This window comes from Pseudomonas sp. GW821-FHT07B01, from assembly GCF_059419065.1.
In genome coordinates, this window is record NZ_JBWKRA010000026.1 from 15,469 (window position 1) to 41,234 (window position 25,766).

Consider the following 25,766-nt stretch of genomic DNA (forward strand, 5'->3'; position numbering starts at 1 on the left):
CTTGTCGGCTCTGTTTGTTACTATCGCCATCCCTTGCCGCCAGGAGTCACCGCCCCATGCAACACCAGTGGGATGAAATGCACCGCACCCGCAAACCCACGTTCGTCTTGTGTGGCGAGCCCCAGGGGGATGTGCTCAATCTCTATGTTCACGGTTATTCGGCATTCTTCAACCGTCAGCAACTGGGCAGTTTCAAGGAGCAACTGGCCGGTATCGAAGGGTCGACCAACCTGATGTTGTTCTGGCCGGCGGGGCATTTTCTGGAAAACCTGTTCGCACCGTTCAAAGACGTGCTCGCCTCGCTGCTCGGCGGTGGCGGCCTGGGCGCGGCGACGGTGGGCGTGGGCAAGGCCATTGCCTATTTTCTCGACCATTACAAAAGTGTCGAGGCACGGGTCGATGAAGTGGCCAAGACGTTATTGCCAGAGCTGGCCGGCTACCTGCACGACCAGTCGCTGCCGGTACGGCGTATCAACCTGATCGGCCACTCCCTGGGCGCGCGTATCCTGGTCAAGAGCTTGCTGGCCAGCCCCGAGATCGCTCGCGAACTGCCACTCGATAACCTGTTGTTGATGGGCGGGGCGATTTGTACATCGAGCCCCTGGGACGATGTGTCGGCGCCGCTCAAGGGGCGGTTGATCAACTGCCACTCCAGCAAGGACTGGGCGCTGGCCATGAAACCCGACACCGAGCGTTGCATTGGCCGCTATGCGATTGACGTAACGCCCGCGCTCAAGTCCAAGGTCACCAATGTGCACCTGGCCAGCTTCGATCATGCCGCCTATTGGCCGCAGTTGAAGACGGTGGTGCAGTACACCGATTTGCTGCAGGAGCGGCGCGGCATGATCCTTGTGGACTCACGCAGCAGTGAAGTGCGTTTTGCCGAAGCGGACGTGGACCTGTACCCGGCATTGGTGCAAGCGCGGCCGGAGGAACTGAAGTTTCTTGCTGAACTGATGGCGCAAAAGCGCAGTGCCGCGATTGATGCCAGTGTGCGCGAGCCGTTGAAACTGGCCATTGAATTGCAGCGCATGGGCGGTGATAGCTTTATGAACCTGGCCCGTGGCCATGGCGTGGGCTATCGCCAGATTGCCGACGATGTGGCGCAACGCCTGGGCATCAAGTTCGACCAACCACTTGAGCACGTGGCGCTGGCAGAGATCGAAGGGCAGGTCGCAGAAACACTGATCGAGCAGTACAAGGACAAACTCAGTCGCGCTGATCGCCAGGCGTTCGAGTCCGAGCTCAAGGCGGCTGCACAAAAAGAGCAGGGGCTGTTCAACCGTTTCAATCTGGGGCGTTCGGCCACCACCGCCTTGAGCGGCACGGCGTTGGCCGGGCTGACCGGGTTTATCCTGCGGCGCGGTGCGGCTACGGCGATTCCGGTGGTGGGCCAGGCGCTGGCTGCGGCGATGTTGCTGTTCAGCGGGGTGCGAGCGTTTTCCGGCCCGGCGTATTCGATCACCACCTTGGCGGTACTGGTGATCGGCGTGATTCGTCAACGCATGGAGCGCGAGGCGCTCAACCAGGAACTGGAGCTGGTGGTGCAAGTGGTGGAAGCGTTTGACCTGCCGCGAGACACGGTGATGCGCACGGTCGCGTCCGACTGATAAGCTGCTGCCCAAGTCTTGTGTATTTGCCTGGAATACCGCGTGAAATTCAGCCTGCCGAAAATCGCCACCGCCCCGTTCTGCCCGCCGGAAGTGGCCGGCTCTGTCGCTGTTGATCCCAAGGCCTCGTTTTTTAAACGGGTGCTGATGTTCGCTGGCCCCGGCCTGTTGATCTCCATCGGCTATATGGACCCCGGCAACTGGGCAACGGCCATTGAAGCCGGTTCACGCTACGGCTACAGCCTGTTGTTTGTGGTGCTGCTGGCCAGCCTGGCGGGGATGGCGGTGCAGTGCCTGTGTTCACGGCTGGGTATCGCCACTGGCAAGGACCTGGCGCAACTGTGCCGTGAGCGCTACAGCCAGCGCTCTGCTCGTACCCAGTGGGTGTTGGCGGAAATCTCCATCATCGCCACAGACCTTGCCGAAGTGCTCGGCTGCGCCCTGGCGTTTCACCTGTTGCTGGGCGTGTCGCTGACCACCGGCATTGTCATCACTGCTTTCGATACGCTGTTGATCCTGGCTCTGCAAAATCGTGGTTTTCGCCGCCTTGAAGCGATCATGCTGGCGCTGGTCGCCACCATCGGCGTGTGCTTTTTCATCGAACTGGTGCTGATCAAACCTTACTGGCCCGACGTGCTCAGCGGGTTCACCCCGTCACTGTCGGCTATCAGCGATGCGGCGCCGTTGTACCTGGCCATCGGTATCCTCGGCGCCACGGTCATGCCCCATAACCTCTACCTGCACACCTCCATCGTGCAGACCCGTCTGATCGGCAAGGACCTGGCGAGCAAACAGGACGCGGTCAAGCTGGCGCGTATCGACACCATCGGCTCCCTGGCCTTGGCGCTGTTGGTCAACGCCGCCATCCTGGTGCTGGCGGCTGCAGCCTTCTACAAGACCGGCCATACCGATGTGGTGGAGATCCAGGACGCCTATCACCTGCTCGACCCCTTGGTCGGCGGTGCTTTCGCCAGCATCTTGTTCGGTATCGCCTTGCTGGCTTCGGGCCAGAGTTCGACCTTTACCGGCACCATTGCCGGCCAAGTGATCATGGAGGGTTACCTCAACCTACGTATACCTTGCTGGCAGCGCCGCCTGATTACCCGTGGGCTGGCGTTGATCCCGGCGTTTCTGGGCGTATGGCTGATGGGTGATGATGCCATCGGCAAGCTGCTGATTCTCAGCCAGGTGGTCCTGAGCCTGCAATTGCCCTTTGCGTTGTACCCGTTGATCCGCATGACCGGCGACAAGCAATTGATGGGGCCCTTCGTCAACCGGTTGCCCACGCGGCTGCTGGCGTGGTTTTTGTTCGCGGTGATCAGTGGGGCGAATGCATGGTTGATTGGGCAGTGGGTGTTCTGAGCTAGGATTGAGTCATGTGCTCGTTTTCTCAAACTCCCGAAGCAGGCTGTCAGGAAACGGTGCATCAAAGTCATCAGGAATAATCAGTTTCCCTTTCATCGCTCCTATCCGGCGTTGAGGGGCCTTTCGCACAGCCAAAAGCTGGACAAATGCCACTCCATTTCTGGTGATAGTTATGACCTGGCCAGTGTTGGCCTGATGAGCCAATTTCAAAAAATCAGCTTTTGCTTGGTTGAGTGAGACAGTCAGTGTCGAACACGTAGCGTTCATGGCGGTATCTCGGCAGTGGACGTTGCCAAAGTCTGCCCCAGCGCACCGTCCTCAGAAATACTGGCCCAAAAAATCAGAACGGGCCTACGTTTTCTACTAGGAATCTTCCTTCACTAACGCCGTTCAGCAGCGGCAACATCACTCACCGATCCCAATACGGCACCGTCCCAAAACACTCCACGAAATAGTCGATCACCGTGCGCACCTTCAACGACAGTCTGCGGCTGCCTGGCCACAACGCAGCGATCTGTTGGGGCTCCAGGGTTGTCGCGACCTCGTACTCACTCAGCACCGCCTGCAAGGTACCGGCGCGCAGGCTTTCGCCAATCAGCCAGGACGGAAACACCACCAGGCCCAGGCCCTGTTCGGCGGCGTGGGTGAGGGTGTCGGCGTGGTTGCCGGTGATGGGGCCGCTGACGCTGTAGGCAGTCCAGTTGCCTTGGCCGCGGCGGAAGAACCAGCGCTGCTGACCGGTGATGCCTTTGTAGGCCAGGCAGTGGTGGTGGGCCAGTTCGTCAGGGTGGCGCGGCGTGCCATGTTGGGCCAAGTAATCAGGGCTGGCCGCGATGCGAAAGCGTTGCGGCGCGAAGATGCGCGCCTGCATGCCCGAGTCATTGAGCACGCCGATACGAAACAGCAGGTCGGTGCCATCTTGCAGCGGGTCGACGAAGGTGTCGGTTTGCTGGATATCCAGCTGCAACTTCGGATAGCGCCGGCACAGCGCTCCCAGCCAGGGTGAAAGGTGGCGCTGGCCGAACACCATTGGCGCGTTGATGCGCACCAGGCCGCTGGGTTCGCTGTCTTGCTCCTGCAGGGCTTGGTTCGCCGTCTCCAACTGCTCGAGTAGCAAGCGTGCGTGGCGGCCCAGCAGGCGACCGGCTTCGGTGGGGCTGACGGCACGCGTATGGCGGTAGAGCAATTGCTGGCCGACGGCCTGTTCCATCAGTTGAATCTGCCGCGAAATGGAGGAGGGCGCCAGGCTTTCGCGGCGGGCCACTTCGGAAAAGCTGCCCTGGTCCAGCACGGCCACAAACAGGCGTAGCGCCTTGAAACTCAGTTCATTCAAGCCCTGCATCATCTCTCCAGGCTGTGCGTTTTACGCAAAGGTGTTGTCAACATACTCCCATTTATCGCACAGCACGGCCACCGGATAATGCGCGCCATGTTTTTCCATTCTTGATACACAGGTGATGTATGCAGGCACGTTCCACCGAAGGCTTGGCGCAGGCCAGGCCGAGCAATAACCTTCTACGGCTGCTGCTGTTGCCGTTGGTGATTCTGGCGGGCATGGGCCTGTCGGTGGAGGCCGGATTGCTCGGGCCATTGGGCGCGCAGGTCGGGCATTTGTGGGCGACGTTGAGCATCTTTGGTGTTGGCACGGCGATTCTGTTTTTACTGCTGCTGTTCAGCGGCCCGCAAAAGGGTCCAGCATTCACGCAGCTGCCGCGCTGGCAGCTGATCGGCGGGTTTCTGGGGCCGATGTACGTGGTGGTGTTGACCCTGGCCACACCCCACATCGGCATCGCGATGACCATGATCGCGATCCTCTCCGGCCAGGTGGGCAAGAGTGTGTTGATCGACCACTTCGGCTGGTTCGGCACGGCGCGCAAACGGGTCAATGGCGACCGCTGGATCGCGTTGGCGTTGATTGTGGCGGCACTGGTTCTGATTGCACGAGGCTAAGGCGATGAATCTGTTTATGTTGTTGGTGATGGTGATTGCAGCGGGGGCGGTGCTGAGTGTGCAGGCCGCTATCAATGGGCGTCTGGGCCAGACGGTGGGGGTATTGCGCAGCAGTCTGTTGACTTTCGCGGTGGGCGCGCTGACCACGGCGTTGTTGATATTTTTCTTCGAGCCGGCCCAGGCCGTCAGCCTGCTGGAGGTGCCAAAGTGGCAATTGACCGGTGCCCTGTTTGGCGTGGTGTACATGATGGTGATGGTCGGCGCGGTGCCGGTGGTCGGTACGGCCGTCGCCACGGTGGCGGTGATTGTCGGGCAACTGGGCATGGGCATGTTGATCGACAACTTTGGCTGGCTGGGCAACCCGGCGATCGAGCTGTCGGGCAGTCGTATCCTCGCGATGCTGTTGCTCGCCCTGGCGTTGGTGTTCATGTACCGCAGTAATAGCCGCCGGGCCGACTGACGGCGCTGAACCATGCTTGCTTGCCCAGGGTCACTGCTTAAGGTGCGGCGCTCGCCGCATCGGACGACCATGAACAAGGAGTCTGACCATGCCAGATCAAACCTGTGCTTGCCCTCACTGCAAATGTGTACTGGGCGCTGACGCAATAATGAAAGACGGCAAGGGCTATTGCTGCCAGGGCTGTGCCGAGCACCATGCTCACGGTGAACCCTGCGCGGCGGCGACGGGATGCGAATGCGCCAAGTCGGCCCACGGTTGACAGGATTGACCTGCAGGCCCGGGCACCCGGTGCCTGCAGGATGAGTAAAAATAGTTCGCTTGCCGGCGACCAGTCTTTACCATGGTCGCCCGTCCTTGTTTGATGTGTACCGCCATGGCCCTGGCCGCGCCCCCCGACCTCAGTGATCACGCCGTTCCCGTGCAGCCGTTGGCGCGTACCTACCCGCGTGGGTTGTACGTAGAACCGCACAGCCACGATTGGGGCCAGTTGCTCTACGCCATGAGCGGTGTGATGTGGGTCGAGACGCCCCGCGAAGCCCTGGTAGTGCCGCCCCAGCGTGCGGTGTGGTTGCCGCCGGGGGTGGAGCACGGGATCCGTGTGGTCTCCGATTTGCAGATGCGCAATATCTACCTGCGCCCGGCGTTGGCGGCGACGCTGGACAGCCAGGTGCAGGTGATCGAAGTGGGCCGCTTGTTGCGGGAGTTGATCGTGACCTTGGTCGAGCAGGGTGATCACGGTGATGCGGTTTACTATGACGCTGTGGTGGGCCTGGCCCTGTTGGAGTTGCAACGCGCACGGCGCTCGCCTATTCGCATCGCCATGCCGGTAGCGGCGGATCGTCGGCTGATCAATGCGTGCCAGGCGGTCATGGCGTCGCCCTCCCTGGACATCCCGTTCGAGCAGCACGCCGAGGCCGCGGGCGCCAGCGTGCGCACCCTGGCGCGGTTGTTCCAGCAGCATCTGGGCATGGGGTTTGCCCAGTGGCGCCGTCAGGTGCAGTTGGCCACGGCGGCGGCGGAGTTGATCCAGGGCCAGTCGGTGAGCGGCATAGCGCGCACCCTGGGTTACTCGCCCAGCAGCTTCAGCGACATGTTCCGACGCGAACTGGGCGTGTCGCCGTCGCAGTACCGGAGTTGGCCGAAATCCTGAAGCACTTGACCGATACCCACGGCAGGCGCGCCTTAGACTGAGCCCATCAATCAACCGGGCGCAGCCTTCATGAGCTATTTGATTTCCTTGGCCATCGGCCTGTTTGTCGGCGTGATCTACGGCGCGCTGGACTTCCGCTCGCCTGCACCGCCCGCTATCGCACTGGTCGGCCTGATGGGCATGCTGCTCGGCGAAAAGCTCTGGCCCATGGCGCGGCAGTTGGTCAGTGGTTGGTTGTCCTGATCCCTTTTCCTTTCCACGGATGCCCTCTATGAACGCACTGCAATTTACCGCCACCGGCGACCTCGCCCACCTGCGCCTGGTGGAGGTGCCCATGCCGGTACCGTCTGCCGACGAAGTGCTGGTCAAGGTCAACGCGGCGGGCCTGAACCCCAGCGACGTCAAAAACGTGCTTGGCCGTTTCCCCTACACCACGCTGCCACGCATCCCTGGGCGTGACTTCGCAGGCGTGGTGGTGGAAGGCCCGCAGGCATTGCTCGGCCAGGAGGTTTGGGGCACCGGTCGCGACCTGGGGTTTTTCGCTGACGGTTCCCATGCCCAATACCTGCGCGTGTCAGCCAAGGGCGTAGCGCACAAACCCATGCACTTGAGCTTTGCCCAGGCGGCCAGCCTCGGTGTGCCCTATACCACCGCCTGGGATGCCCTGGAGCGCAGCGGCGTTGGCAAGGGCACGCGCTTGCTGGTGATCGGCGCCAACGGCGCGGTCGGCAGTGCGGCGTTGGCGCTGGCGAAGATACGCGGTGCGCAGGTATTGGCGGCCGTGCGCAAGGCCGATCAGCTCGAGATGTTGCAGGCCCAAGGGCTGGAGGCGATTGCCTTGGGCAAGCCGGAGGAATTGGGCGCGCAAGTGCAGGCCGTGTTCAAGGGCGGCGCCGACGTGATCTTTGACACTACCGGTTTCTGGCTGCCTGCCGCGGTGGCGGGGCTGGCACCGTTCGGCCGCATCGCTATCATCGCCGCCCCGGTTGACGGCCACGTGCAGTTACCGGCCCTGGCGCTGTACCGTAAGGGCGGGTCGTTGGTGGGGATCAACTCTTTGCTCTATAGCTGCGAACAATGCGCGGTGATGCTGGAGGCGTTTGGGCGCTTCTTTGATGAAGGCCTGTTGCCGCTGCCTACGGGGTTGCGTGAAGTGGCGTTGGTGGAGGGTGTTCAGTGCTATGCAGAAGTGAACAACGGCAGCCCAGACAAAATCATCTTCCTGCCGTGATGGATAGAAATGTGGGAGCGGGCTTGCTGTGGCGAGGAAGCTTGCTCCCGCTCGACAGCGCAGCTGGAGCCGGCTTTTTTGGGGGCGCTACGCACCCCAGCGCAAGCAAGCTTGCTCGCCACAGCAAGCCCGCTCCCACAGTGTTGATCTTTATTCGGTTTCGGGAACGCCTTTTTCCCACGCCGACCAGTTCTTCACAATCGCTTGGACCAACGGGTTGCCCGTGCGGTACAGGTTTTCCAGCGCCGGTACAAACCCACCCTGGTCCGCATACTTGAGCAGGTTGTCCACTTCGCTGTAGCCAGGGTAAGGCCGGTCAAAGTCGGAACCTGCGCGCACCACGGCCAGACGCTGGATATCCACCAAGCCTTCGCGGCTGGCGCGCAGCAGCGCTTCGTAGGTGGAGTTGTCTTCCTGTTGGGTGGTGCAGTATTCGCCTTTGTTGTCGGTGAGCAACTTGGTCCAGACTTCGGCACGTTCGCTCAACCGGGTACCGGAAAACCAGGTGTTGCCCGCCAGGGTGTCGCAGCGGGTGACTTGCGGCGGCTGGTTGGCCGGGGCGGCGGGGTAGTGTTTGCGCCAGGCGGCGGACTCTGTGCTTTCTGTCAGCTCCACCTTGTGCGACAAGGCAAACGCCTTGGCTTGCAGCTTTTGGTTGAGCTCAAACACTTCGGTCTTGTAGTCCAGCGGTGGTTTTTCGTTGGGCCCCTTGGTGTTGATCCCGATATAGCCCGTCGGCCAGTCCTTGGGTGCATCCCGTGAATCCAACTCCCACTGCGTGCCGAACTCCACCAGGTAATGGGCCCAGGCGGCGGTGCCGATGGTGCCGTGCTTGGGGCTGATACCGGCGATTCCGGCGATCAGGAAGTAACTCTGGCGCAGGTCGAACTTAGGCGACAAGGCCAGGGCCAGGGTAGACGCGGCAGCGTTGGTCTGGCCCATGCCGGTCACCAGCAGGCACACGTCTTGGGTGTTGCAGCGAATCACGGGATATTCGGCGGACAAGCCCGGAACGCGTACCTCTTGTTTAAGCTCGAGGCGGTCGATCCAGGTTTGCGCCTCGGGGGCGAACATGGTGATCAGCATCACCTTGGGCTTGATCGGTGGCGGGTTATCCGCCAGCACCACGTGAGGCAATAGGGCCAGGCCGACGGCCAGCGAGACACGGGTCAATGCGTTCATCTACAGCTCCTTGATCAGAATTGATAGCCCACGCCGGCGTAGTAACCCCAGCCGTCTGAGCGTGCGCGGAAGTTGCCTTCGCCGAAATTCAACTCGCTGCCGTCCTCCCAATTGCCGCCGTTGTGAAAGTAACGGCCGACCAGGGTAAAGCGCAGGTGGGTAAACGAGTACAGCAATACGTTGGTGGCCACCAGGGAGTTGGCGGTGCGCGCCGGGTTGTCCTTGTGCAGGTCCGAGCCGAAATCGTAGTTGGTGAAACCGATGTAGGTCAGCGAGGCGCCGTTGTCGAACTTGCCGATGGGCACGATGTACTTCATCTGCGCTCGGTAACCGTCCCAGGAATACTCATTACTGGCGCCGTAGTTTTCCCACTGGTAGCGCCCGTAGAAATTGGCCGACAGGTTGACCCGCGAGTGGGTGTCGATATCGGTGCCCAGGCCGCTGTACAGGGTGTTGGCGCGGTTTTCCTTGTGGCTGCCGTGGTCGTAGATCCAGTCAAAGGCCACATACCATTCCTTGAATGGGCCAATTGCCAGGCTGCGTCCTGCGAGGTAGTCGATGGAGATCCGCGGTTCATGCTCCATGAATACTGGCGAGCCATGGTCCCACACACCTTTGTCATTGCTGTTACCGATGGTGAGGATCTTCGGTACATCGATATAGCCGTACAACTCAAAGGGGCCCTTGCGCCCGAAGTACTCGTATTCCAGGTAGACGTCATCTTGAGGCTTGGGGCCGAAACTGATGTCTTTGCTGCCAATCAGCGTGAGGTCCTGGTTAAACCACTCGGACAGATACACGCCTTTTTTCGCCGGGGGGTTGGCTTCAGGGCTGAGGGTTTCGCCCTGTGCTGAGTCATCCACGGGCTTTTCCTGCGCCAAAATGGGTGCACTGAGTACTCCCGTAACGGCGGTCAGTAGCAACGAAACGCCAAGACCAGCACGAGGCTTTGAGGTGGGGTGCATTGAAAGTCCTTATTCTTACGCGGTTTAAACCCGATTCGACGGGGAGGAGTGAACTTGGCGGTCAAGTTCGTTCCGCAAACGTTTGCACAGGTTGTACCAACTTGGGTCAATGGCTTGAACTGTTTAGAAAAAAGAGCAATTAGCCGACGCTTTGGTCAGGAAAACACTGGGATTGATGTCATCCCGCAGAGGCGATGGGGCTGAACATCGGCAATCCGGCCTGTCGCCGGTACTCACTCGGCGTCTGGTGCATTTCGATACGAAAGTGGCGATTGAAATTCGACAGGTTGGCGTAGCCCACCTCAAAGCAGATGTCCGCCACTGACATCTGGCTGTGCAACAGCAAGCGGCAGGCACGCTGCACGCGGAACTTGCGCATCAGGTCGATAAAGCCGTGGCCGGTGTTGCGTTTGAAAAACCGCGAAAAGCCAGGTTCGCTCATGTCCAGCTGCCGGGCGATGTCCGACAGGCGTACATCGCCGGTCAGTTCCCGCATCAGGTAGTCAAGCGCCTTGTTGATACGTTCGGCGCTGCGCGCATCCAGGGTCGGTGCGTAGCACGGGCTGGCCAGGGTCTTGGCCTGTGAGGGCGGGGCGTTCTTCAGCGTATCGAGCAGTTGCAGGAACAGGGTCAGGCGTTGCAGGCCATGGGCGTTGCCGATGGCCTCCATCAGCCTGGCGGCGTTCGTGGCGGTTGCGCCGGTGAATTCGAGGCCCCGTCGCGCCCGTGCAAACAATGACTGTAAATCACCGAGCTCAGGCAGGGTGGTGCGCAGAGCGAGCAGGGCGGCGCCGTCGAATTGCAGCACCACATCACGCCCGTGCAGGTATTCGCCGGGGGCCAGGTCGCCGATCCAGTCGTGAGGCAGGTCAGGGCCGATCAGTGCGACATGCCCTGCGCTGAACGCACCGATATAGTCGCCCGCCACCAGCTTGCCGCTGCCTTGGCGGATCAGGTGGATTTCGAATTCAGGGTGGTGGTTCCAGCGTGCCAGTTCATAGGGATAGTCATGTTCGAACCAGCGAAAACCATGTTCCGGTTCGGTCAGGATCACCTCAAGCTCGGCAGGGCGATGCTCGAACAGGGTGGCGGGGCTGACGGGCATGATGCTGCCTCTTGTGGTGGTGCAATTTTCCCAAAATACCCGCACTGGCAATCGCTGCGCTAGCCCTGGTTTCGCCTGAGGCTGATACTTTTTTGATCCTGTGCCTCAGGTTAAAAAAGTATCAGCCGCGCATTCGCCAGCCGTTTGTGAGGCAGCAGGCCAAGCTGCTGTAATCGAGGCTCAACAACAAAGGTCGGCAAGCTGTTCTCGGCGGTGTTCACCGGCTACCGGCAATAACCTTCACAGGACCCCCCATGAAACGACTCGAAAGTAAAAGCGCGCTGATCACCGGATCGGCGCGAGGCATTGGCCGTGCGTTCGCCCAAGCCTACATCGCTGAAGGCGCCACCGTGGCCATCGCCGACATCAACCTGCAACAGGCCCAGGCCACCGCCGCCGAACTGGGGCCCCAGGCTTACGCCGTGGCGATGGACGTCACCGACCAGGCCTCCATCGACGCGGCGATCGCCACAGTGGTGAGCCACGCTGGCAAGCTCGATATCCTGATCAACAACGCCGCCTTGTTCGACCTGGCCCCCATCATCGACATCACCCGCGACAGCTTTGAACGGCTGTTCTCGATCAACGTCGCCGGCACGCTGTTCACTCTGCAGGCCGCAGCCCGACAGATGATCAGCCAAGGGCATGGCGGCAAGATCATCAACATGGCGAGCCAGGCCGGGCGGCGAGGCGAGCCGTTGGTGGCGGTTTATTGTGCGAGCAAGGCGGCGGTGATCAGCCTGACGCAATCGGCGGGGTTGAACCTGATCAAGCAGGGCATCAATGTCAATGCCATCGCCCCCGGTGTGGTGGACGGTGAGCATTGGGATGGGGTGGATGCGCTGTTCGCCAGGCATGAAGGGCTGTCGCCTGGCGAGAAGAAAAAACGCGTAGGGGATGAGGTGCCGTTTGGGCGGATGGGCACGGCTGAAGACCTGACTGGTATGGCGATCTTCCTGGCGTCGGCGGACGCCGACTATGTGGTGGCCCAGACCTATAACGTTGATGGCGGCAATTGGATGAACTAGCGGTTGACGCTGATCCAACTGTGGGAGCTGGCTTGCCTGCGATAGCGTTGGTGGATTCACTCGCCTCATCGCAGGCAAGCCAGCTCCCACCTTTGAACTTCAGCGTTCTTGAGAATAGGGTAAGTCAGCAACGCATCGATCCCCGCAGTAAACTGTTCCATACTTCAAGATTTCTACGCTCGCCCGGAGGCGGTCGTACGTGCAGACCACCCGAGAACGACCATGAGCCTTTCGAAAGCTGCCATCGCTTCATTCGACGTCGACGCCCAGAAGAGCTTCACGCCTTTGTGTCCCAACGAGTTGCCAGTGGCCGGTGGCGACGGCATTGGTGCCGAACTCAATTACATGGCCAGTCTCGCCGGCCACCGCATCGGCAGCAAGGACGCCCACACCCCCCACGCACCCTGGGTGGTCGGGCAGCACAGCGAGATGCTGCAACCCACCGGCCTGGCCCATGCCGATGTGACCTGGGTCAGCCACTGCGTGCCCGGCACCGAAGGGTTCACCCTGCTCGATGAGTTGCCCACGCCCTATGACTACGACTACTTCATCTGGAAAGGGGTCGAGCCCGACCTGCACCCCTACGGCGCCTGTTACCACGACCTGCACGACAAACTGTCCACCGGCGTCATCGAGTACCTCAAGGCCCACTGCGTGGCACGCGTGATCGTCGGCGGCCTGGCGCTGGACTATTGCGTCAAGACTACCGCGTTGCAATTGCTAAAGGCCGGCTTGCAAGTGATCCTGCATTTGCCGGCGTGCCGAGGCATCAGCGAGGAGGGCGGTGTACGGGCTGTCGACGAATTGCTCAAGGCCGGTGCACACGTCAGTCGCACCGGCGAAGAACTGGCCCTGATTGCGCAGGGCTGAGCCTCAACGCTCAATCGACCGACTCCACCGCGCATTCCACTGCGGCCGTGCCTGGTTGACCTGGTCCCAATCAATCGAAATGGCGGTTTGCAGATAACTCTGCATGGCCTCCACCCGCGCGCGGGTTTTGTCGGTGGTGGGTGTGGTCGGGTTCGACGGGATCTGGTCACCTTCTTCCAACGCCGGCGCCTGGGCCTCGGCGGTCAGCAAGAACGCTGCGAGCTTCTGCGCCAGTTCCGGCTGGTCATTGCGGGCGATCACGCATTCGGCCACGTTGAGCACCACGGCACCTTCTTTGGGCTGCGCGTACTCCATCGGTATGCCGAGCAGCTTTTGCGTGGCGACTTGGGTCGGGGTCAGGGGGAAGATCGCGGCCTCGTCGGTTTGCACCATCTCGGAGATCTTCGCGGAGCTGGCGATGTATTCCAGCACGTTGGGGCCCACGGTCGTAGGCCAGGCCTTGAAACCCGGTTCCACATTGGTTTCATCGCCACCCTGGATGCGGTTGAACATCAAGAAGCCATGCAGGCCGAAGGTGGAGGAGGCCAGGGACTGGAACACCACTTTGTCCTTGAAGCGCGGGTCGGCCAGGTCCATCCATGAGGTGGGCGCGCCCCAGCCTTTGTCCTTGAACATCTTGGCGTTGTAGCCAAGGCCGGTGACGCCCAGGGTCACGGCCACGGCTTCGTCCTTGATTCGGGCCTTGGCCGGGATCTGTTCCAGTGGCGGGCTCGGCGCGAGCTTGTCGCACAGGCCCATGGAGATGGCGCGGTACATGATGCCGTCGTCGAGGAACATCACATGCATCTGCGGGTTGGCCTGGTTGGCCTGGACCTTGGCAAGAATGTCCGATGAGGTGCCGGGTACGATCACGACCTTGGCGTTATTGGCCTTTTCGAAGGCGGGCAGCACCTTGTCGGCGTACACCCGTTCCATGGTACCGCCGTTCATCCCCAGGTACAGCGTGGTGGCGGCATGGGCCGTGCCGGTGAGCAAGGCGAGGGACAAGCAGGACAACGCGAGACGTGATTGCATGGGTTTTTTCCTCTCAGGCTTGGAAACGACGGATGGAAAACGCTTCGATGGGTTGGCGGCTGGCGCCTTCGCAGACGATCTCTGCCAGGGCTTCACCAACCGCGGGGCCGAGCTGGAACCCGGCGCCGGCAAAGCCGAAGCCGTGGAGCAGGCCGGGTTGGGTACTGCTGGGGCCGATCACCGGTTCGTTGTCCGGCAGGTAACCTTCGGTGCCGCTCCAGGTGCGAATGGCCTGGGCTCCCTGGAGAAACGGGTAGAGTTCGCCGGCATTGCGCAGGATCTCCAGCACCGCCGCCTGCCCCGGCCGGGCTTGCTGTGGGCCGAGGGCAAAGCCGCGCCCGCCGCCGAGGATGCAATTGCCACGGGCGACTTGCCTGGCATAGATGCCGCCGCCCTCGACGCCGGTGCTGACGGTCATCACTCCCCGCAGCGGCTCGGTGACCAGCATTGCCGGGTGCGCCGAGATAATCGGCACCGGCTCGCCCAATTGCGCGGCGACCTTGCCAGCCCAGGCGCCGGCGCAGTTGAGCAGCCAGGGCGCTTGCAAGTGCAGGCCGTTGGCGCAGTGCACCTGGAACAGTCGGCTGTCGTGCGCGATGCGGATCACCTCGGCTTGCTCGTACACCGCAGCGCCATGGCGTTGGGCGGCACGGGCAAAGGCTGGGGACACCAGTCGCGGGTTGGCATGCCCATCATCCGGGCACAACGAGGCGCCCACTGCCACGTCGCCCACCCAGGGAAAACGCTTGCGCAACTCGCTGCGGTCCAACAGCTGCAAGCCCAGGCCAAAGCCACGGGTCTGATCGGCGTAAGCTTGCAGTGCGGCAAAATCCCCGGGGCTGCGCGCCAGCTTCAAATGCCCGCAGCGCACGTATTCACCCTCAATACCAATCAACCCAGGCAGGTCGGCCCACAGTTGGTGAGCGCGCTGGGACAACGGTAACTGATGCAAGGGCCGCCCCTGGCGCCGCACGCCGCCGTAATTGACGCCGCTTGAGTGCGAGCCACAAAAATCCCGTTCGACCAGTGCCACCCGCTGGCCTTTTTGCGCGAGCACCAAGGCCGCCGAAGCCCCGACGATGCCACCCCCCAAGACGATGACGTCGATCATGGCTGCACCTGCACGCCAAACGGCAGCGGCTTGATCGGCGCCTGGCCACGCAAACGCCCGATCTGTGGGAGGTCGCGGCCGCTGCGCTCTGCTACGATTTCCGCCGCCGCCAACCCGCACATCCGCCCTTGGCAGCGGCCCATGCCGACGCGGCAATGGGCTTTGACCCGGTTGATTTCCCAGTGGCCTTCATCCACCACGGCGCGCACCTCGCCGACGCTGACCTCTTCGCAGCGGCACAGGACCAGTTCGTCCGGCGCCTGCGCGGCCCAGTGCTCGGGGAAGGGGAACGCGGTTTCCAGGCCCTGGCGAAAGCGCTGGATACGCGCCAACTGCCGCTCCAGTGTGGCCCGGCGGTGTTGGTCGACCACTACACCGGTATCCTCCAGCAGCGCCAGCGCGGCACATTCGCCGGCCATTTGCGCGGCATCGGCGCCCATGATCCCGGCGCCGTCGCCCGCCAGGTACACCCCTTCGACACTGCTGCGCCCGGCGCTGTCACGTTGCGGCAGCCAGGCGCGATTGAGCGGGTTCCAGGCAAACTCACAGCCGAGCAGATCGGCCAATTGCGTTTCGCTGCGCAGGGCGTGGGCGAAGGCCACCGCATCGCATGGCAGGGTCTGTTCGCCGAAGCGAATGCCACCCACCCGTTGGTCGCCGTCGATCTGCTTGAGCATTGCGCCCTGATGCACGGCAATCCCGTGGGCGGTCAGCCAGGCGCGGTAATACATGCCTTTGGCCAGGGTCGCCGGTTGCCTGAGCAGCGCTGGCAAGGCCCGGCATTGGGCGCTCAGCGGCGCACTGTCAAGCACCGCCAGCACCTTGGCACCGGCCTTTGCGTATTGGTACGCGACTAAATAGAGCAACGGCCCGGAGCCACAAAACACCACGCGTTCGCCAATCGCGCAACCTTGGTACTTCAAGGCGATTTGTGCCGCGCCCAGGCTGTAGACACCGGGCAATGTCCAGCCCGGCACAGGCAGGATGCGGTCGGTGGCGCCGGTGGCGACTATCACCTGCGCGTATTCGAGGCTGTCGGCGCGCCCGTTATTGAGCATGTCCAGGCGACCGTCCTCGGCGTTCCACACCAAGGTATCGGGCCGATAGTCGGTCAAGGCTGCCAGTTCATCCATGGTGCGGTGCACGGCTTGGGCCTTGCGCGCTTCAAACCCGTAGACCTGCCTGGCGGTGCGTTGAAACCCTGGAGGTTGGCGCCGATAAATCTGCCCGCCACCGCGCGGGCTCTCATCCACCAGGCAAGGTGTGATGCCGTGGTCGAGCAACGTGCGCGCCGCGCTGATCCCCGCCGGGCCTGCACCCACAATCACCACCGGCTTCATGGCTGGCGCCCCGGGTCACGGCTGATCGCCTGGCCGTCTTCAAGCAGGGTCGAACAGGCGCGCACCCGCCGCCCATCGGCCAGCCGCACCCAACAATCCTGGCACGCACCCATCAGGCAAAACCCGGCGCGGCGCTCGGCGCTGAAATCGCTGCCGCGCAGGTGCTCGGCACAGGTCAGCATGGCGGTCAGCAGGGTGTCGCCGAGCAGCCCCGTGGCGGGTTGGCCGTCGAGGGTAAAGGCCAGGGCAGGGCGTTGGGTTTCGCTCAGTCGCTTGAACAAGGCCATCAGTGTTTCCCCACCAGTACGCGGTCCAGGCCGTAGACCCGGTCGAGCACAATCATGGTCGCTGCCGTCAGTGCGATGACCAGCGCCGAAACGGCGGCCATCATCGGGTCGATAGACTCGGTGGCGTACACATACATGCGCACCGGCAGGGTTTGCGTGGCCGGCGAGCTGACGAAAATCGACAGGGTCACTTCATCGAAACTGTTGATGAACGCCAGCAACCACCCACCGGCAACGCCAGGCAAAATCATTGGCAGGGTGATCTGCCGGAACAGCGTAAAGCGCCCGGCGCCGAGGGATTCGGCGGCCTGCTCGGCACTGCGATCAATGCCGATGGCCGCCGCCAATACCAGGCGCAACACATAGGGGGTGATGATCACCACATGCGCGAGCATCAGCCAGGTAAAGCTGCCGTTTACGCCCATCAGCGCAAACAGGCGCAGCATGGCCACCCCCAGCACCAGGTGCGGAATGATGATGGGCGACAGGAACAGCGCGCTGAAAAAATTGCGCCCCGGGAACGCATAGCGACTGATCGCCAGGGCCGCCGGCACCGCAATCAGGGTCGCCAGCGTGGCGGCGGTGAAGGCCAGGATAAGGCTGTTGTAGAACGCCTGGATAAAGTCAGCGCGTTCGAACACTGCGCGAAACCAGCGCAGGGAGAAGCCCGACGTGGGCAGGCTCAAGGTGTTCTCTGGCGTGAATGCCACCAGGCACACCACCACCAGCGGCGCCATCATGAACAGCACCACCACCGCATGAAAGCTGAGGGCCAAAGGACCGTTTCTGGACATGCGCTTAAACCCCCAGGGACTTTTTGTAGCGGCCTTCGACCATGCGATTCCAGCTCAGCATGATCAGCAGATTGACCAACAGCAGCGCCACCGCGAGGGTCGCGCCCATGGGCCAGTTGAGTTCCGAGAGGTACTGGTCGTACACCACGGTGGCGACCATCTTCAGGCGTCGCCCGCCCAGCAGACCGGGGATCGCAAAGGAGCTGGCGGCCAGGCCGAACACGATCAATGTGCCGGACAGCACACCGGGCATCACTTGGGGCAATACGATCTTGCGCATCACCGTGGCCTGGCTGGCGCCCAGGGACAACGCCGCCTGTTCGGCCGACGGATCGAGCTTTTGCAGGGAGGTCCACACCGGGATGATCATGAACGGCAGCATCACGTGCACCAAGGCAATGATCACGGCGAACGGCGTATACAGAAGCTTCATCGGGCGCCCGCCGAGGGCCTGGATCACCTGGTTGACCAGGCCATCGGCGCCGAGCAGCAGGCTCCAGCCAAACGCGCGTACCACCACCGAGATCAGCAGCGGTGTGAGGATCACTATCAGGAAAATCGAGCGCCACGGCGTGCCCATGCGGCTGAGGATGTAAGCCTCCGGCACGCCGATCACCACGCACAGTAGCGTCACCAGGGCACTGATCCAGAACGTGCGCCAGAAAATCTCGTAGAAGTAGGCGTCGCTCAACAGCGCCCAGTAATGGGCCAGGGTCCACTCATCGGCCTTTACGCCTACTTGGTAGTCGAACACATTGAACGACAGCACCAGGGTCAAGCCCAGCGGCACGATCAGCAGCCCGGCAAACAGCACCAGCGCTGGCAGCGAGAGCAGGTAACCGCGACTCATGGGTGCACCTCATCGGCGGCCAGTACCCGCAGCAAATCGGCCTGCCATTGCAGGCCCACTGCCGCGCCGCTAGCCAAAGGTGCGCTGCCGTCGTTACTGCGCACCACAGTGATTTCGCCCAGGGCGGTGTGGACGCGGTACAGCCATTGGCTGCCGAAAAAGTAGCGGTCCAGTACTGTGCCTTGCATGCGCCCGGTGCCAGGCTCCACCAGTTGGATTTTTTCCGGGCGCAGGCTCAGGGTCAGTTCGCCTGCGCCGCCGTCGTGACGCACTTGGGGTGCGCCGAGCGCATCGTAGTCGCCGGCCAGCAGGTTGGCCTTGCCGACGAAGTCCGAGATAAACCGCGTGCGCGGGTGCTCATAGAGCTTGTACGGCGCGTCGATCTGGGTCACACGCCCGGCCTGCATCACCACCACACGGTCGCTGATGGACAGGGCTTCGGCCTGGTCATGGGTGACCATCAGGGTGGTGATGCCCACCGCGCACTGGATACGACGGATTTCAAATTGCATCTCTTCGCGCAGGTTGGCGTCGAGGTTGGACAGCGGCTCATCGAGCAACAACACCGGCGGTTCGATCACTAGCGCACGGGCCAGGGCCACGCGCTGGCGCTGGCCGCCGGACAGCTCACGAGGGTAGCGCTGCGCATGCTGGGCCAGGCGCACCAGCTCCAGCACGGTATTGACGCGGGTGGCGATGTCGGCCGCCGACACCTTGCGCATCTTCAGGCCGAAGGCGACGTTGTCGCGCACGCTCATATGCGGGAACAGCGCGTAGCTCTGGAACACCACGCCCAGGCCACGGCTGGCGGGTTTTGCGTGGGTAATGTCGCGACCGTCGAGCAGGATCTGGCCGCCGCTGACGTCGACGAAACCGGCGATCATTTGCAGGGTGGTGGTCTTGCCACAGCCTGAAGGGCCGAGCAGGGAAACGAACTCGCCTTGTTCCACCGCCAGGTCAGTGGCGACCACCGCATCGACGGCGCCATAGCGTTTGCTCAAGGCCTTGAGTTGGAGAAATGCCATGTTTGCGTTCCACCTTTATTCAGTCGCGTCTAAACGCGCTTTCTTGTTTTGGGCAGATGCGAAAAGTGCGGTGCCGGTGCGTTGGCGCTCGATCTCAAGTCGGCTGCCGGTTGTTGTTCAATTCGCCCCTGTGGACGCAGATTAGGACGAAGACTAGGATGGGTGGAAGGTGAAATTTCACTCAACGGACTACTATTTTGCGATTTATTCATTGAGCAGAATTATTAACGAGATTAGGTGTTATGAATTCCACTGAGCGAATTGATGGCGGCAAAGAAGTCGGTGCGGGCAGCGTCTCCCGGTTGTTTGCTGTGCTGCGAGCCCTGGGGGAGGTACCCGAGGGCGGCGAGCGGGTCACCCAGCTCGCCCAACAGGTGGGCTTGTCCCAACCCACCACCCATCGTCTGCTGCGCAGCCTGATGGACGAAGGCATGGTTGAGCAGGATGCACGCAGCAAACGCTATCGCTTGAGTCTGGAGTTCTTCGCGTTGGCGGCCAACGCGGGCAAGACCGGCAACCTGCGCGACCTGGTGCGCCCCAGCCTGTTGCGCCTGAGCGCGTCGCTGGGGGACTCGCTGTTCCTGCTGGCGCGCAGCGGCTTCGACGCCATTTGCCTGGACCGCAGCGAGGGTCCGTACCCGATTCGTACCTTCACCGGCGATATCGGTGGGCGCGTAGCCCTGGGTGTGGGGCAGGGTAGCCTGGCGATCCTGGCGTTTCTGCCGGAAGAAGAGCGCGAGACGGTGATCCGCTACAACCTGCCACGGCTCAAGGACTTCCACCTGTACGACGAAGTGCTGTTGCGCTCCGAAGTGGAGAACGTGCGCAAGCTGGGTTATGCGGCACGCAACACCGGTGTGCTGGAAGGCATGGCAGGGCTGGCGGTGCCCATCCTCAACCGCGACGGGTATGCGGTCGCGGCGTTGAGCGTGGCGACCATCAGCGACCGCCTGGGGCCGAGCCGCTTGCCGATGGTGGTGGAGTTGTTGAAGCGCGAGGCGGCGGCCATCGGGCCGCGGCTCAATCCGTTTGACCCGACGTTGCGCAGGCCGTCGCAGACCTTTGGGGGTTAACCCGGGCCTTCACAACAGCATATTGGATCCAGTTACGGTATAACCCTGAGACGCTTTCGTGATTCGAGGCCCCGTTTTTCATGCAGAACCCTTTGCAACGTCCGCTGTGGCAAATCTATCTGTTGTTCCTGGCACCGATGGTGCTGTCCAATTTCCTGCAAAGCTTTTCCGGCACCCTCAACGGCATTTACGTTGGCCAGATGCTGGGCACCCAGGCATTGGCCGCGGTGTCGGGGATGTTTCCCATCGTGTTTTTCTTTATCGCCCTGGTGATCGGCCTGGGGGCGGGCGCCTCGGTGTTGATCGGCCAGGCATGGGGCGCCCAGGAGACCGGGATGGTCAAGGTGATTACCGGTGCCACCCTGACCCTGGGCGCGTTGGTGGGCCTAGTGGCCGCCGTGCTGGGCAGCCTGTTTGCGCGCCCGGCATTGCAGGCGTTGGGCACGCCGGTGGATGTGCTCGACGATGCCGTGGGCTACGCCCAGATGATGATGTTGATCATGCCGTTGCTGCTGGTGTTCATCCTCTATACCCAACTGTTGCGTGGGGTCAGCGACACGATTTCGCCGTTGCTGGCATTGATGGTCTCCACCCTGGTGGGCTTGCTGCTGACGCCTGCGCTGATTCGCGGCTGGATCGGCCTGCCGCCCATGGGCATCCAGAGTGCGGTGTATGCGGGGCTGGTGGGTAACGCTTTGGCGATGCTGTTTCTGGTCCTGCGCCTGCGCCACAAAAACCACGTGATGGCGCCAGACCGCGAGCTGCTTGCCGCCTTGCGCCTGGACCGCGTCATCCTCGGCAAAGTCCTGCGCATCGGCCTGCCGACGGGCTTGCAGATGGTGGTGCTATCGCTGTCGGAGTTGGTCATCCTGGCCCTGGTCAACGGCCACGGTTCCCAGGCCACGGCGGCCTATGGCGCGGTGACGCAGATCGTCAACTATGTACAGTTCCCGGCGCTGTCGATTGCCATCACCGCCTCGATCCTCGGCGCCCAGGCGATCGGCGCCGGGCGCCTGGAGCGTATCGGGCCGATCCTGCGCACGGGGCTTGTGATCAACCTGTGCCTCACCGGTGGCTTGATCGTGCTCGGCTATGGGCTGTCCCACTGGTTGCTGGGCCTGTTCATCACCGACGACAGCGCACGGGTACGGGCCGAACACCTGCTGCACATCATGCTCTGGAGCATTCTGGTATTTGGCTTCCAGGCGGTGATCGGCGGCATCATGCGCGCCAGCGGGGTGGTGCTGATGCCGGTGGCGATCTCGATCTTCTGCGTGCTTGGCGTGGAACTGCCAATGGCCTATCTGTTCAACGCCCACTTCGGATTGGAAGGAGTGTGGATGGCATTTCCGGTGACCTACCTGGCGATGCTGGTATTGCAGATCGCCTATTACCGCCTGGTGTGGCGGCATAAGCAGATCAAACGGTTGGTGTGAGGCTCAGCCCCTGCAGGAGCAACTCCAGGCCTTGCAAGCCTTCCTCCAGCCGTGTGCCCGGGTGTTCATCCCGGGCAATCCACAACGCGGTATTGACCAGGCTGCCGTTGATCAACTGCGCCAGTGCGTGGCTCGGTGCCTTAGGCATCAGGCCCGCTTGCATCAGGGCCTCCAGCAATTGGCGCAAGGACTCCACGCAGTGTTGTTGGGAGCTGGTGTCGCCCAGTACCGCCGGTGCATCCTGCAATACAATGCGCTGGATTTCCGGGTCCTGGGCCATGCGCAGATAGGCACGACAGCGCTCGCAAAAACCACTCCAAGGCTCTACGGCCTGCTCCGAGATGCGTTGCAAGCGCACGTCCATCTCGCTGTCGAGTTGAGCGACCACCGCTGCCAGCAGCCCTTTCTTGTCACCAAAGTGGTGATACAGCGCACCGCGCGTCAGGCCGGCACGGGCAGTAAAGTCATCCATCGAGGTATTGGCATAGCCTTGGGTGGCGAAGGCCCGGCGCGCGCTCGCTATGAGGCGGGCGCGGGTGTCTTCGATCATTTCAGCTCGGGCTCGGCTCATGGGCGTGTCTTGGCTAAGTGATTGACATACGCTGCGTATGCGAAGCATGATCTGCCACATACGCGTCGTATGTATTTTGCCCTGATGGATTCAGATAGCAAGCCCAGGGCGTCGAGCAAGAGGTCAAGCAGGATGGCAAACCCCTACGCTGAGTTATTCCAGGTCCCCGGTGCCCGGGCCTTTGTGCTCGCGGGCATGCTGGCGCGCATGCCGATATCCATGACCGGCATCGGCCTGATCACCATGCTGTCCCAGGTACATGGCGGCTATGGCCTGGCCGGTTCGGTGGCGGCGGTGTTTGCCCTGGCCACGGCGATTTGCGCGCCGCAAGTGTCACGTTGGGTGGACCGCTACGGCCAGGGCAGGGTGCTGCCGATTGCCGCGCTGATCGGCGGCGGGGCGCTATTGATGTTGCTGCTGTGTACGCGGTTGCAGGCGCCGAATTGGACGCTGTTTCTGTTCGCCGCGCTGGCGGGCTGCATGCCCAATATGTCGGCCATGGTGCGGGCGCGCTGGACCGAGTTGTACCGTGGTCAGCCCAGGCTGCAAACCGCATTTGCCCTGGAGTCGGTACTCGATGAGGTGTGCTTCATCATCGGCCCGCCCATTTCGGTGGGGTTGAGCGTGGCGGTGTTCCCAGAAGCCGGGCCCCTGGTGGCGGTGCTATTGCTGGCGGTGGGCGTCACCACCTTTGTGCTGCAACGGCAAACCGAGCCACCGGTACACGCGCATCAGGGGGCACACGGTCGCTGGCTGATTGCGTCGCCGTCGGTATTGATCCTGATGATTTTGCTGCTGGCCATGGGCGTGATCGTCGGCGTGGTGGATGTGGTCAGCGTGGCCTTCGCCCAGCATCAAGGCCAGCCGGCGGCGGCGAGCATTGTGCTGTCGGTGTATGCCATTGGTTCGTGCCTGGCCGGTTTGGCCTTCGGTGCCCTCAAACTCAAGGCACCATTGCCACGCCAGTTCCTGTACTGCGGCGTAGCCACGGCGTTGACCACCTTGCCCTTGCTGCTGGTGAGCAATATTCCCGGCTTGGCCGCTGCAATCTTTATCTCCGGGCTGTTCTTCGCGCCCACCTTGATTGTGTCGATGGCCATGGTGGAGCAGATCGTCCCGGCCAGCCGCCTGACCGAAGGCATGACCTGGCTGATCACCGGCCTGAGCATCGGCGTGGCCATTGGCGCCGCCAGTTCGGGATGGATGATCGATCACTTTGGCGCCACCAGCGGGTTTTGGGTGGCGCTGGCGGCGGGGTGCGTCGTCATGGGCTCAGCCGTGCTGGGGTATCGACGGTTGGGTTGAATGCCGGGTCGATTTACACCTGATAGCGAGCGCTGTGCCGGTGCCATTCGTAGTTGCCAGCCAACCAGGCTTTTACCCCGCCGAGGAACCGCTGGAGCGAAGGCGAGGCGCCTTCCAGGGCTTGTCTTTCCTTGGTTTCGTAGCGACGCATGAGTGCGTTGTGAATGTCTGCACTAAGCGCCAGTGCATCCTGAAACGAGTGGCCCTGTTCGTGTACGAGCAACGAGGGCAGGTCGAAATCGCTGAGGTCAGGCTGTTGCTCTTTAGCGGTGGAGAACAGGTCATTGACGATCATGGTTGTGCTGGCGGCCAGCGTTACCACTTCACGCACAGGCGCAGAGAAATAGATATCGGCCTCAAGCTCATAGCCGCCAACGATATCGATGAGGGCCATGCAGGGGATAAAGCTGTTGACCTGACGATGCGCCAGATACTCCCAGATGTGGGGCAGGCTGTGTTCGATTCGCCACGACGCCTCTGCACCCATGCTGACGAACATGGCGATGGTCTCGTGCCGTACGCGCGCCTTTTGGGACGCCGTGCCGTAGCGGTCCAGATGGCTCATGTAGCCTTTCAGGCCACGCAGCACGGGGTCATCTTCAAGGGCGTGTTTCAGTGCGCGACCGTAGGGTGGGTTCAGGTAAGCCTTGTCCATTGTGGCCAGAGCACGTGATAAGCGCGCACCCAATAACTTGGGGTTGGCGCCGCGTCGTTCGTCATCACAATAGTGGTCGTCCACCGCGAACAACGCGGCCATGCATTTTGCCGCCAACAACAAGCGTTGCACGTCGTCGGTGTCGGGGTGGCACAGCATCACGAAACGTCCGAAATTCGAGGCCCTTACGTGCGCCACTTGACCCTTGAAAATACCGGTTCGCCGCACCCATCCGACTAACAGCTCATTGATGTGCTCACCCAGCGCTTCATCAACCCTTAGCGGTAGCGGGCATTCAAGGGCAGGAAGCTGGAGGCGGGTTGTGGTTTTTGGCAGGGCTGAGTGTGGGGTGATGTCGTTCATAGCAAGACTCCGCGTGTCTATGCCATTGGACGTTACTGCGGACCAAGGGTCAGGAAAGGAAGGCGTTTGATTTTTCAATCTAGAAGCTTGGACGAAAAATACAATTGGATACGTTAGTTCTGTTTGGAATCAATTTCGTTGGAGAAAGGGATAAGGGCGCACCATGACCTAGCCCCTTGCGCCCGCCCCTAGCCTCGAAAGACGCCAGGGACGCCGGCGCCTGGCCTGCACGCTCGCGTTCAAACGGCGGCAAGCCCCTCTGCGCCATGTTGCTGCAGGAACTCGTCGAGCGCCTGGCGCGTGAGGTCGTTCAACGTCACTTTTTTTCGAGTCGCCGCCAGGGCCGCGGCCAGGTGCAGGTCGTGGCCGACACGCACATTGAATGAACCCTTGCAGGGTTTTTCGGGTGTCTGGCCCAGGGCCTGGCACGTAGTGAGGTAATCCTCCACCGCCTCTTTGAACGCGGCGTCCAACGCTGCGACCGTCTTGCCTTCGTAGCTCACCAGCGCCTTGATGAAGAGGATCTTGCCGAACAGGCAGTTGTCTTCGAGGCTGGCTTCGATGGAGCCGATGTAGCCTTTGTGTTTCAGTTGGTTGTTCACTGAATCAGTTCTCCTGATTTCAATTGTTCGATGATCTGGCGCCGAATGTAGTGTTTCAGTTCGTTGCCGGGGTGAGGCTTGTGGAGGGTGATCATTGCACTGGGGTCGCCAATGTCGAACTTGACCCGGCTTCCAGCCCCTTCAATCTGTGTGTATCCCAATCGGCGTAATAACGTGACGAGCTCAGACCAGGTAAATGCCATGTGCTCATTGAGCAGTTTGGCGAGCAGCTTTTCATTTTTGGACACGGCGTTCCCTGCGTGTAACTAAATGTAGTTGCAAAAAGTGGTGTTCGTCAATCCTAGCTCAGGTTCGAGTCGCTTCCCGGGGATTGATGTAACCCCTGATGACAGCTCACTCGGCGCCCCCTCATCCCCTCGCTAATTTTTCCCCGCCCGGTTCG

Annotated in this window: 29 protein-coding genes; 13 read left to right on the top strand and 16 right to left on the bottom strand. The window is 61.8% G+C overall.

The window, feature by feature from the left end:
- The first annotated feature begins 56 nt into the window (after positions 1-56).
- Complete coding sequence (locus AC07S6_RS23015; protein WP_495113128.1) at positions 57-1,610, top strand: DUF726 domain-containing protein; 1,554 nt, start codon at positions 57-59, stop codon at positions 1,608-1,610.
- Between the two features lie 42 nt (positions 1,611-1,652).
- The gene (locus AC07S6_RS23020; RefSeq protein ID WP_054918680.1) at positions 1,653-2,972 is read left to right on the top strand and encodes an Nramp family divalent metal transporter; all 1,320 of its coding nucleotides are present in this window, start codon (positions 1,653-1,655) and stop codon (positions 2,970-2,972) included.
- Between the two features lie 12 nt (positions 2,973-2,984).
- Here AC07S6_RS23020 and AC07S6_RS23025 read toward each other — a convergent pair whose 3' ends face one another.
- Together AC07S6_RS23025 and AC07S6_RS23030 are read right to left on the bottom strand one after the other, a co-directional pair.
- Positions 2,985-3,242, bottom strand: a complete 258-nt coding sequence (locus AC07S6_RS23025; protein WP_197883830.1) for a type II toxin-antitoxin system Phd/YefM family antitoxin — start codon at positions 3,240-3,242, stop codon at positions 2,985-2,987.
- A gap of 142 nt (positions 3,243-3,384) precedes the next feature.
- Positions 3,385-4,317 (bottom strand): LysR family transcriptional regulator, encoded by a 933-nt coding sequence (locus tag AC07S6_RS23030; RefSeq protein ID WP_495113129.1) that lies wholly within the window; start codon positions 4,315-4,317, stop codon positions 3,385-3,387.
- Between the two features lie 119 nt (positions 4,318-4,436).
- On the opposite strand from AC07S6_RS23030, the gene AC07S6_RS23035 reads away from it, so the two are divergent.
- The 6 genes from AC07S6_RS23035 to AC07S6_RS23060 all read left to right on the top strand — a co-directional run bounded on the left by AC07S6_RS23035 (position 4,437) and on the right by AC07S6_RS23060 (position 7,766).
- Entirely contained in the window at positions 4,437-4,925 is a 489-nt protein-coding gene (locus tag AC07S6_RS23035) for a DMT family transporter (protein WP_197883834.1), read from the top strand.
- Between the two features lie 4 nt (positions 4,926-4,929).
- Positions 4,930-5,385 carry a DMT family transporter gene (locus AC07S6_RS23040; RefSeq protein WP_014718845.1) on the top strand — a complete coding sequence of 152 codons (456 nt, stop codon included), beginning with the start codon at positions 4,930-4,932 and terminating at the stop codon, positions 5,383-5,385.
- 88 nt (positions 5,386-5,473) lie between these two features.
- A complete protein-coding gene (locus AC07S6_RS23045) occupies positions 5,474-5,644 on the top strand; it encodes a metallothionein (protein WP_019816816.1) in 171 nt (56 codons plus the stop codon).
- Positions 5,645-5,758: 114 nt separating this feature from the next.
- Positions 5,759-6,535 (top strand): AraC family transcriptional regulator, encoded by a 777-nt coding sequence (locus AC07S6_RS23050; RefSeq protein WP_032902889.1) that lies wholly within the window; start codon positions 5,759-5,761, stop codon positions 6,533-6,535.
- A 69-nt stretch (positions 6,536-6,604) separates the two neighbouring features.
- Positions 6,605-6,778 carry a DUF1427 family protein gene (locus AC07S6_RS23055; RefSeq protein WP_014718843.1) on the top strand — a complete coding sequence of 58 codons (174 nt, stop codon included), beginning with the start codon at positions 6,605-6,607 and terminating at the stop codon, positions 6,776-6,778.
- A gap of 28 nt (positions 6,779-6,806) precedes the next feature.
- Positions 6,807-7,766: a quinone oxidoreductase family protein gene (locus AC07S6_RS23060; protein ID WP_495113130.1), complete on the top strand. Its 960-nt coding sequence runs from the start codon at positions 6,807-6,809 to the stop codon at positions 7,764-7,766.
- A gap of 150 nt (positions 7,767-7,916) precedes the next feature.
- Here AC07S6_RS23060 and AC07S6_RS23065 read toward each other — a convergent pair whose 3' ends face one another.
- The 3 genes from AC07S6_RS23065 to AC07S6_RS23075 all read right to left on the bottom strand — a co-directional run bounded on the left by AC07S6_RS23065 (position 7,917) and on the right by AC07S6_RS23075 (position 11,018).
- Positions 7,917-8,948 carry a purine-nucleoside phosphorylase gene (locus AC07S6_RS23065; RefSeq protein ID WP_105226571.1) on the bottom strand — a complete coding sequence of 344 codons (1,032 nt, stop codon included), beginning with the start codon at positions 8,946-8,948 and terminating at the stop codon, positions 7,917-7,919.
- Positions 8,949-8,962: 14 nt separating this feature from the next.
- Positions 8,963-9,913 (bottom strand): nucleoside-specific channel-forming protein Tsx, encoded by a 951-nt coding sequence (locus AC07S6_RS23070; RefSeq protein ID WP_495113131.1) that lies wholly within the window; start codon positions 9,911-9,913, stop codon positions 8,963-8,965.
- A gap of 178 nt (positions 9,914-10,091) precedes the next feature.
- Entirely contained in the window at positions 10,092-11,018 is a 927-nt protein-coding gene (locus AC07S6_RS23075; protein ID WP_495113132.1) for a helix-turn-helix domain-containing protein, read from the bottom strand.
- 254 nt (positions 11,019-11,272) lie between these two features.
- Between AC07S6_RS23075 and AC07S6_RS23080 the strand changes: the two genes are divergently transcribed.
- Together AC07S6_RS23080 and AC07S6_RS23085 are read left to right on the top strand one after the other, a co-directional pair.
- Positions 11,273-12,046, top strand: a complete 774-nt coding sequence (locus tag AC07S6_RS23080; protein ID WP_495113133.1) for an L-iditol 2-dehydrogenase — start codon at positions 11,273-11,275, stop codon at positions 12,044-12,046.
- A gap of 222 nt (positions 12,047-12,268) precedes the next feature.
- Positions 12,269-12,916 (top strand): isochorismatase family protein, encoded by a 648-nt coding sequence (locus tag AC07S6_RS23085; protein ID WP_495113134.1) that lies wholly within the window; start codon positions 12,269-12,271, stop codon positions 12,914-12,916.
- Positions 12,917-12,919: 3 nt separating this feature from the next.
- On the opposite strand, the gene AC07S6_RS23090 is transcribed toward AC07S6_RS23085, so the two are convergent.
- The 7 genes from AC07S6_RS23090 to AC07S6_RS23120 are packed head-to-tail and all read right to left on the bottom strand — an operon-like array spanning position 12,920 to position 19,358.
- Positions 12,920-13,951, bottom strand: a complete 1,032-nt coding sequence (locus AC07S6_RS23090) for an ABC transporter substrate-binding protein (RefSeq protein ID WP_495113135.1) — start codon at positions 13,949-13,951, stop codon at positions 12,920-12,922.
- Positions 13,952-13,964: 13 nt separating this feature from the next.
- Positions 13,965-15,062: an NAD(P)/FAD-dependent oxidoreductase gene (locus AC07S6_RS23095; protein WP_197882092.1), complete on the bottom strand. Its 1,098-nt coding sequence runs from the start codon at positions 15,060-15,062 to the stop codon at positions 13,965-13,967.
- Entirely contained in the window at positions 15,059-16,402 is a 1,344-nt protein-coding gene (locus AC07S6_RS23100) for an FAD/NAD(P)-dependent oxidoreductase (RefSeq protein ID WP_495113136.1), read from the bottom strand. Before AC07S6_RS23100 ends, AC07S6_RS23095 begins: the two co-directional genes overlap by 4 nt.
- Entirely contained in the window at positions 16,399-16,689 is a 291-nt protein-coding gene (locus AC07S6_RS23105) for a (2Fe-2S)-binding protein (protein WP_014718832.1), read from the bottom strand. The genes AC07S6_RS23100 and AC07S6_RS23105 overlap by 4 nt, the downstream gene beginning before the upstream one ends.
- Positions 16,689-17,483, bottom strand: coding sequence for an ABC transporter permease (locus tag AC07S6_RS23110; RefSeq protein WP_495113137.1), 795 nt, complete (start codon positions 17,481-17,483; stop codon positions 16,689-16,691). Before AC07S6_RS23110 ends, AC07S6_RS23105 begins: the two co-directional genes overlap by 1 nt.
- A gap of 4 nt (positions 17,484-17,487) precedes the next feature.
- On the bottom strand, positions 17,488-18,333 hold the full coding sequence (locus AC07S6_RS23115; protein ID WP_495113138.1) for an ABC transporter permease: 846 nt from the start codon (positions 18,331-18,333) through the stop codon (positions 17,488-17,490).
- The gene (locus tag AC07S6_RS23120) at positions 18,330-19,358 is read right to left on the bottom strand and encodes an ABC transporter ATP-binding protein (protein WP_495113139.1); all 1,029 of its coding nucleotides are present in this window, start codon (positions 19,356-19,358) and stop codon (positions 18,330-18,332) included. The genes AC07S6_RS23115 and AC07S6_RS23120 overlap by 4 nt, the downstream gene beginning before the upstream one ends.
- A gap of 242 nt (positions 19,359-19,600) precedes the next feature.
- Here AC07S6_RS23120 and AC07S6_RS23125 point away from each other — a divergent pair, with 242 nt between their 5' ends.
- Complete coding sequence (locus AC07S6_RS23125) at positions 19,601-20,431, top strand: IclR family transcriptional regulator (protein WP_495113140.1); 831 nt, start codon at positions 19,601-19,603, stop codon at positions 20,429-20,431.
- An 80-nt stretch (positions 20,432-20,511) separates the two neighbouring features.
- Positions 20,512-21,867, top strand: coding sequence for an MATE family efflux transporter (locus tag AC07S6_RS23130; RefSeq protein WP_212614121.1), 1,356 nt, complete (start codon positions 20,512-20,514; stop codon positions 21,865-21,867).
- Here AC07S6_RS23130 and AC07S6_RS23135 read toward each other — a convergent pair.
- Positions 21,851-22,438, bottom strand: coding sequence for a TetR/AcrR family transcriptional regulator (locus AC07S6_RS23135; protein WP_495113141.1), 588 nt, complete (start codon positions 22,436-22,438; stop codon positions 21,851-21,853). The genes AC07S6_RS23130 and AC07S6_RS23135 overlap by 17 nt on opposite strands.
- Positions 22,439-22,570: 132 nt before the next feature.
- Here AC07S6_RS23135 and AC07S6_RS23140 point away from each other — a divergent pair, with 132 nt between their 5' ends.
- Positions 22,571-23,743, top strand: a complete 1,173-nt coding sequence (locus tag AC07S6_RS23140) for an MFS transporter (RefSeq protein WP_495113142.1) — start codon at positions 22,571-22,573, stop codon at positions 23,741-23,743.
- A 13-nt stretch (positions 23,744-23,756) separates the two neighbouring features.
- On the opposite strand, the gene AC07S6_RS23145 is transcribed toward AC07S6_RS23140, so the two are convergent.
- From AC07S6_RS23145 to AC07S6_RS23155, 3 genes are all read right to left on the bottom strand, one after another.
- Positions 23,757-24,761 carry a family 2 encapsulin nanocompartment cargo protein terpene cyclase gene (locus AC07S6_RS23145; protein WP_495113143.1) on the bottom strand — a complete coding sequence of 335 codons (1,005 nt, stop codon included), beginning with the start codon at positions 24,759-24,761 and terminating at the stop codon, positions 23,757-23,759.
- Between the two features lie 239 nt (positions 24,762-25,000).
- Positions 25,001-25,363: a type II toxin-antitoxin system HicB family antitoxin gene (locus AC07S6_RS23150; protein WP_495113144.1), complete on the bottom strand. Its 363-nt coding sequence runs from the start codon at positions 25,361-25,363 to the stop codon at positions 25,001-25,003.
- Positions 25,360-25,611 (bottom strand): type II toxin-antitoxin system HicA family toxin, encoded by a 252-nt coding sequence (locus AC07S6_RS23155; RefSeq protein ID WP_116665433.1) that lies wholly within the window; start codon positions 25,609-25,611, stop codon positions 25,360-25,362. The genes AC07S6_RS23150 and AC07S6_RS23155 overlap by 4 nt, the downstream gene beginning before the upstream one ends.
- Positions 25,612-25,766: the final 155 nt, after the last annotated feature.

What these genes read in the sequence shown, in the direction of transcription:
- AC07S6_RS23130 (WP_212614121.1), top strand. Translation starts at nt 20,512, where the DNA reads ATGCAGAACCCTTTGCAACGTCCGCTGTGGCAAATCTATCTGTTGTTC.
- AC07S6_RS23025 (WP_197883830.1), bottom strand. Translation starts at nt 3,242, where the DNA reads ATGAACGCTACGTGTTCGACACTGACTGTCTCACTCAACCAAGCAAAA.
- AC07S6_RS23140 (WP_495113142.1), top strand. Translation starts at nt 22,571, where the DNA reads ATGGCAAACCCCTACGCTGAGTTATTCCAGGTCCCCGGTGCCCGGGCC.
- AC07S6_RS23100 (WP_495113136.1), bottom strand. Translation starts at nt 16,402, where the DNA reads ATGAAGCCGGTGGTGATTGTGGGTGCAGGCCCGGCGGGGATCAGCGCG.
- AC07S6_RS23065 (WP_105226571.1), bottom strand. Translation starts at nt 8,948, where the DNA reads ATGAACGCATTGACCCGTGTCTCGCTGGCCGTCGGCCTGGCCCTATTG.
- AC07S6_RS23055 (WP_014718843.1), top strand. Translation starts at nt 6,605, where the DNA reads ATGAGCTATTTGATTTCCTTGGCCATCGGCCTGTTTGTCGGCGTGATC.
- AC07S6_RS23120 (WP_495113139.1), bottom strand. Translation starts at nt 19,358, where the DNA reads ATGGCATTTCTCCAACTCAAGGCCTTGAGCAAACGCTATGGCGCCGTC.
- AC07S6_RS23135 (WP_495113141.1), bottom strand. Translation starts at nt 22,438, where the DNA reads ATGAGCCGAGCCCGAGCTGAAATGATCGAAGACACCCGCGCCCGCCTC.
- AC07S6_RS23075 (WP_495113132.1), bottom strand. Translation starts at nt 11,018, where the DNA reads ATGCCCGTCAGCCCCGCCACCCTGTTCGAGCATCGCCCTGCCGAGCTT.
- AC07S6_RS23085 (WP_495113134.1), top strand. Translation starts at nt 12,269, where the DNA reads ATGAGCCTTTCGAAAGCTGCCATCGCTTCATTCGACGTCGACGCCCAG.
- AC07S6_RS23115 (WP_495113138.1), bottom strand. Translation starts at nt 18,333, where the DNA reads ATGAGTCGCGGTTACCTGCTCTCGCTGCCAGCGCTGGTGCTGTTTGCC.
- AC07S6_RS23145 (WP_495113143.1), bottom strand. Translation starts at nt 24,761, where the DNA reads ATGAACGACATCACCCCACACTCAGCCCTGCCAAAAACCACAACCCGC.
- AC07S6_RS23030 (WP_495113129.1), bottom strand. Translation starts at nt 4,317, where the DNA reads ATGCAGGGCTTGAATGAACTGAGTTTCAAGGCGCTACGCCTGTTTGTG.
- AC07S6_RS23090 (WP_495113135.1), bottom strand. Translation starts at nt 13,951, where the DNA reads ATGCAATCACGTCTCGCGTTGTCCTGCTTGTCCCTCGCCTTGCTCACC.
- AC07S6_RS23050 (WP_032902889.1), top strand. Translation starts at nt 5,759, where the DNA reads ATGGCCCTGGCCGCGCCCCCCGACCTCAGTGATCACGCCGTTCCCGTG.
- AC07S6_RS23110 (WP_495113137.1), bottom strand. Translation starts at nt 17,483, where the DNA reads ATGTCCAGAAACGGTCCTTTGGCCCTCAGCTTTCATGCGGTGGTGGTG.
- AC07S6_RS23125 (WP_495113140.1), top strand. Translation starts at nt 19,601, where the DNA reads ATGAATTCCACTGAGCGAATTGATGGCGGCAAAGAAGTCGGTGCGGGC.
- AC07S6_RS23070 (WP_495113131.1), bottom strand. Translation starts at nt 9,913, where the DNA reads ATGCACCCCACCTCAAAGCCTCGTGCTGGTCTTGGCGTTTCGTTGCTA.
- AC07S6_RS23015 (WP_495113128.1), top strand. Translation starts at nt 57, where the DNA reads ATGCAACACCAGTGGGATGAAATGCACCGCACCCGCAAACCCACGTTC.
- AC07S6_RS23040 (WP_014718845.1), top strand. Translation starts at nt 4,930, where the DNA reads ATGAATCTGTTTATGTTGTTGGTGATGGTGATTGCAGCGGGGGCGGTG.
- AC07S6_RS23105 (WP_014718832.1), bottom strand. Translation starts at nt 16,689, where the DNA reads ATGGCCTTGTTCAAGCGACTGAGCGAAACCCAACGCCCTGCCCTGGCC.
- AC07S6_RS23045 (WP_019816816.1), top strand. Translation starts at nt 5,474, where the DNA reads ATGCCAGATCAAACCTGTGCTTGCCCTCACTGCAAATGTGTACTGGGC.
- AC07S6_RS23080 (WP_495113133.1), top strand. Translation starts at nt 11,273, where the DNA reads ATGAAACGACTCGAAAGTAAAAGCGCGCTGATCACCGGATCGGCGCGA.
- AC07S6_RS23060 (WP_495113130.1), top strand. Translation starts at nt 6,807, where the DNA reads ATGAACGCACTGCAATTTACCGCCACCGGCGACCTCGCCCACCTGCGC.
- AC07S6_RS23095 (WP_197882092.1), bottom strand. Translation starts at nt 15,062, where the DNA reads ATGATCGACGTCATCGTCTTGGGGGGTGGCATCGTCGGGGCTTCGGCG.
- AC07S6_RS23035 (WP_197883834.1), top strand. Translation starts at nt 4,437, where the DNA reads ATGCAGGCACGTTCCACCGAAGGCTTGGCGCAGGCCAGGCCGAGCAAT.